Consider the following 4597-nt stretch of genomic DNA (forward strand, 5'->3'; position numbering starts at 1 on the left):
CAAGGATATTGAAAAGAAAATGGCTGAAATGACTCGGTCCGGAGAGGATGCCTGGGAAGATCTCAAATCTGGTGCGGACCTGGCTTGGGAGGCCATGAACGAAGCTATCCAATCGGCAACATCGAGATTCAGGTAATCTCGTTTAAATAATAGCTCGCAGGATGATCATGACGACCATTGAAGAAACACCCGAGTCGATACAGGAAGTGACCGTTCAACACAACCTACAGTACTTTAGATGGGGGCTGATTTTACCTTGATCCAGGCTCGGGTACATCCTTTTTGCTCACGTCCTGTTCATTAGCCATGGCTTGCGCCCAAGCAAGATCGTCAGCGTCTGCGTTTAGGCCAGGCTTTTGAGGTTCTTTGTTGGCTTCAAACACCAGTTCGGCTAGAATCGCAAAGTGATCTGAACCAAAATATCGGAGCCTGCGCATCTTTGACAACGTGAAATGCTCGCTGTGAAACAAGTGGTCGAGGGGCCAGCGAATAAACCAGTAACCGGCATGGAAGGTATTGAACATACCGCGTCCTACCCGCGGATCGAGCAATCCACTGATTTTTCGAAACAGTCGCGTCGTTTCCGACCAGGCCACATCATTCAAATCGCCCGTTACGATGACAGGGATATGGGCGTTGCGAACACTTTTTGCCACGATTAGTAACTCCGCATCGCGCTCCGAGGACTCATCATTTTCCGTTGGGCTGGGGGGTGCCGGGTGTAGGAAATGCATTCTGATCTGCTGCCCAGACTGAAGTCGAACCAACGAATGCATCGAGGGCACATCAGGCTCCACCAAAAAATCGATATGACTGTCAGACAAGGCAAGCTTTGAATAGACATGCATGCCGTAAAGATTTTCCTGAGGACATTTGATCGTATACGGATAATCTGTTTCCAGTGTATCCAGTTTGGACTGCCACCACTTATCCGATTCTAATGAAACCAGAATATCTGGTTCGTTTTCGTGCACCAGTTTAATCAGGGCCGCTGAATTGCGGTTCGATGCCAGGATGTTGGCGGTCATTATCCTGATCTTCCCATGGCTATCAAGGGTGGTTGCGGATTTCACCTCGAATGGGAAAAATGGTGTATAGGGTGCAATCCACCACAATTGGTAAACCAGGCATGCCAGGGCAAAAATAATTAATATCCAGGACGACAGAAGTGAAAAATCGAGCAGCACCCACTCGAAACCGATGATGATCGACAAAACTATTGATAATTGAAAGCGCGGAAAATCCAGGGAACGTACCCACCACGCCTGGTAGCGCCAGATGGGCAAAAATGTGAAAACAACCAGCAGAACCGTCGCAGCAATGAAAACAGTAAATATCATGGTGCTGGTATCCATTTAATAGTTTTGGCCATTCATCCGGTTTATCTATTGAATCTTTAAAATTTCTTGCGGTTAGAATCAATTCGAAAGTTGGACTATTGATTTAACGGCGAAAAAAACGGTGCACTCAGGAGATGTTTTTTGGGTTCTACCACACTGGAGCACGTGAGGCTATGTATATGATGCACCACCGTTGCGGTACCCAATCGGATGTCTGACAGGCGCGGGTCGTAGATATGTTGATCAACCATACAGGGTTTGGTCAATATGGCGGAATGGAGGATACAGAATGCGCTATCGCAGTTCAATGAAGGGCGAGGCTCAGGACACTAAATACGGCCGGTTTACTTGGGTACATTGCTAATTCAGCTATCCAGTCGCACGGCTTCTTGCGTCGGCTGTTTTAGCTTCGTGCGGTGTCATTTCTCAACTTCTGTCCACTTAACATTCGTTATCCCTGGATCCGATGAAAGTATCTTTTCCAACGCGGTGACAATTCGCGTGATTTCAGGCGTCGCGTCGATCTTTTTGAAGAATTTTCGGATGATCGGTGTCGCTGGGTCGGTGAAGCAAAGGAACTCGTCCTCATCGCCATCCTGGTGCCCACAACAAATTGCGAGTCGAAATCCTTCGTTTTTGACCGGGATGTACCATCCCCAATCTTCTGCAATGATCGCTTCCGTCTCGATGCCATGGGTCTTCAGTTTGTCGCCGAGATACTCAGCCAGCCGTTTGCCCCAGAGTCCTGGATTGATCTGCTCTTCTTCGCCATCGTACGGAGGGAAATTCTTTGATCGAAACGCCACTTGTGTCTTCATCTTCTTCCTCCACATATCGTCTGGCATCTCCGGCGTATGTGCAGAGCGCGCAGCGCTATAAAAATGCGTCAGTGTTTAAACTTTTGGACCTGTCGATGTTACAGACAAAACCGTAACACCTCTGGTATTTTTGTTGCTTGAGGACAGTACGCCATCAGGGCCCAGGCAGAGAAAATTGTAATTACCAAGGTCAATGTGAACGCTGGCCACGTGGAGCGAAAAATACTGCCCATCCAATTGGGGTTATCGATTGTTTTTGCTTTTTTTATAATCGTTGTTGCCAGGACAAGTTCAAATGCAGCTTCAGAAATTATCACCGGGGCTTCATAAATCAGATAGACGCCGCCACCAAAAATGACTAAAAGCAGGAGTGCCAGTGGAATAAGCAAAATCCCACCTTCGTCGGCAAGGCCTGAAACAGCCTCCCCAGCTGCTTCGGCAGTCGTTCCAGCAATCGATCTAGAAAGCGGAATATCTGAAGCGCCACCGACGGTCTCCCACGTCCCTGAAGCGCCTGCACCACCGAATTCACCACCATGCCCACCAACCATTTGGACACCATTGGTGGATGAAAAATCAGGAACACCGCTTATTACGTCAACAGTGTCCAGTAGACTCCCGTCCTGCCTATTTTTCCGGTAAGGGGTAGTCAGATAATGCAACCAGAGTTTCATAAAAAAGAAAAAGCTAAGGTAGGAAAAAGCCAGTACGATGATGAAACGGATCATCATGTGCTGGAGACCCAAAAACAATAAAATTTTTGAGAAAATGATTCCCGAAAAAATGGTTCCCAAAAGGATCAATGACATATGAAATCGGGTGAATACTTTTTTGGCAAATCGTTTTTTAAAGTGCTGTTTCATCTGCTTGACGATGTACCCTTCAGGGTTGTCCCGCGTCTACGTTCAACGGCCTTCGTGGATTTCCGCGCGGGTCTGCTGGATTGCGCGGCCAGCCGCCTACATGGCGTCTTCGAATTCATCCCGATAGCGAGCTATTCCACCGGACGTGGGCAAAGCACGATCATCGAACACGACAGCCATGAATGCGTCATCGGGAACACCCTCCCATTGGCTGAGGAGCCGATACTTGGATGCAGGCTCAAAGCCAAAGCGCGGGTAATAACCGGGGTGTCCCAAAACGACAACAAACGGGCAACGGGATTGGCGCAAGCGCTCAAGCCCGATCCGGACAAGCTGAGATCCAATGCCTTTTCTCCGATGGGACGGTAATACTGCCATTGGCGCTAAACCCATTCCTGCTGCGCCGGAACCATCAACGGTGACCGGGGTGAACAGTATGTGGCCAACAACAGCGCTGTCTTCGACCGCGACAAATGATAGACTGTCTTTGCAGGCAACGCGGAGCTTATCGACAAGCGTTGCTTCCGGGCCGTTGTCGAATGCATTCAAATTCAGATGGTAAACGGCATCCTGGTCTTTTGGTTCTTCTTTACGGATTTCAATCATCATCGTTTTCCCAGTATGGAGACTACGAAATAATATTTGATATTTCAAGGCCAGCGACGATAAGAACACTATCAACGACGAAAGGGGACCCACATGACCATACTGTTTTTTTTGCTGGGTGGTGCCGGCGTGGTGGTGCTGCTGTTGATCGTGTTATACAACCGGCTGGTTCGTCTCCGCAACATGGTCCGCGAGGGCTGGAGCGGCATCGACGTGCAGCTCAAGCGACGTGCCAACCTGATTCCCAATCTGGTTGAAACCGTCAAGGGCTATATGGACCATGAGCGTGACCTTCTGGAAAAAGTGACCCAGTTGCGTTCGCAGAGCCTGAAGGCCGGCGACCTTGGGGAAAAACAGCGGGTGGAAAGCGCGCTGAGCGGCGGACTGGCCCGTCTGTTTGCCGTGGCCGAAGGCTACCCCGAACTCAAGGCCAACCAGAATTTCCAGGATCTTCAACACCAGATATCGGAGATCGAAGACCAGATCCAGCTGGCCCGGCGCTACTACAACGGCACCGTTCGCAACCTGAATATCGCCATCGAGTCCTTTCCCGGCAACCTGGTGGCCGGATGGTTCGCCTTCCAGACCGCTGAATTTTTCGAAATCGAGGAGCCGGAAGACCGGGTGGTGCCGAAGGTGGGGTTTTAATTTGAGCATCATCTCCTGCCATGTACCGGAGATAATAAGGGTTCAAGGGGTCGAGGATTCGAGGGGCCAAGGGGAATGCTAAAGAATTACATACTCTTCTACATTGCATATGGGTTACCAACGAATTAGAGACTCAGATCATGCTATCGGGAGACCTGGATCACTTGGAAGGCAGCAATTTGGTAGACTTGAAAACGGAAATAGCCAAAGTGGAGCGAATGCTAAAAGCATCGATAAGATCATTGGAACACAAACACTCGAATCCTTATGTATTCAGGTATAGCAATGAACCTACGCCAAATCATTTTTTGGGTTGTCTGCC

At 49.2% G+C, this 4597-nt stretch carries 5 protein-coding genes; 1 reads left to right on the forward strand and 4 read right to left on the reverse strand.

All coding sequences use genetic code 11. The features are described 5' to 3' along the window. Positions 1 to 251 precede the first annotated feature (251 nt). The 4 genes from ABYV26_RS21425 to ABYV26_RS21440 form a co-directional block, all read right to left on the reverse strand. Positions 252 to 1355: an endonuclease/exonuclease/phosphatase family protein gene (locus tag ABYV26_RS21425; RefSeq protein ID WP_372683396.1), complete on the reverse strand. Its 1104-nt coding sequence runs from the start codon at positions 1353 to 1355 to the stop codon at positions 252 to 254. 404 nt (positions 1356 to 1759) lie between these two features. Further along, positions 1760 to 2158, reverse strand: a complete 399-nt coding sequence (locus ABYV26_RS21430; RefSeq protein WP_372683397.1) for a hypothetical protein — start codon at positions 2156 to 2158, stop codon at positions 1760 to 1762. 98 nt (positions 2159 to 2256) lie between these two features. Then, complete coding sequence (locus tag ABYV26_RS21435; RefSeq protein ID WP_372683398.1) at positions 2257 to 3021, reverse strand: hypothetical protein; 765 nt, start codon at positions 3019 to 3021, stop codon at positions 2257 to 2259. Positions 3022 to 3117: 96 nt separating this feature from the next. Then, positions 3118 to 3630, reverse strand: coding sequence for a GNAT family N-acetyltransferase (locus ABYV26_RS21440; RefSeq protein ID WP_372683399.1), 513 nt, complete (start codon positions 3628 to 3630; stop codon positions 3118 to 3120). A gap of 90 nt (positions 3631 to 3720) precedes the next feature. Between ABYV26_RS21440 and ABYV26_RS21445 the strand changes: the two genes are divergently transcribed. Continuing rightward, entirely contained in the window at positions 3721 to 4275 is a 555-nt protein-coding gene (locus tag ABYV26_RS21445; RefSeq protein WP_372683400.1) for a LemA family protein, read from the forward strand. Positions 4276 to 4597: the final 322 nt, after the last annotated feature.

The organism is Desulfosarcina sp. (assembly GCF_041551955.1).
GTDB lineage: Bacteria > Desulfobacterota > Desulfobacteria > Desulfobacterales > Desulfosarcinaceae > Desulfosarcina.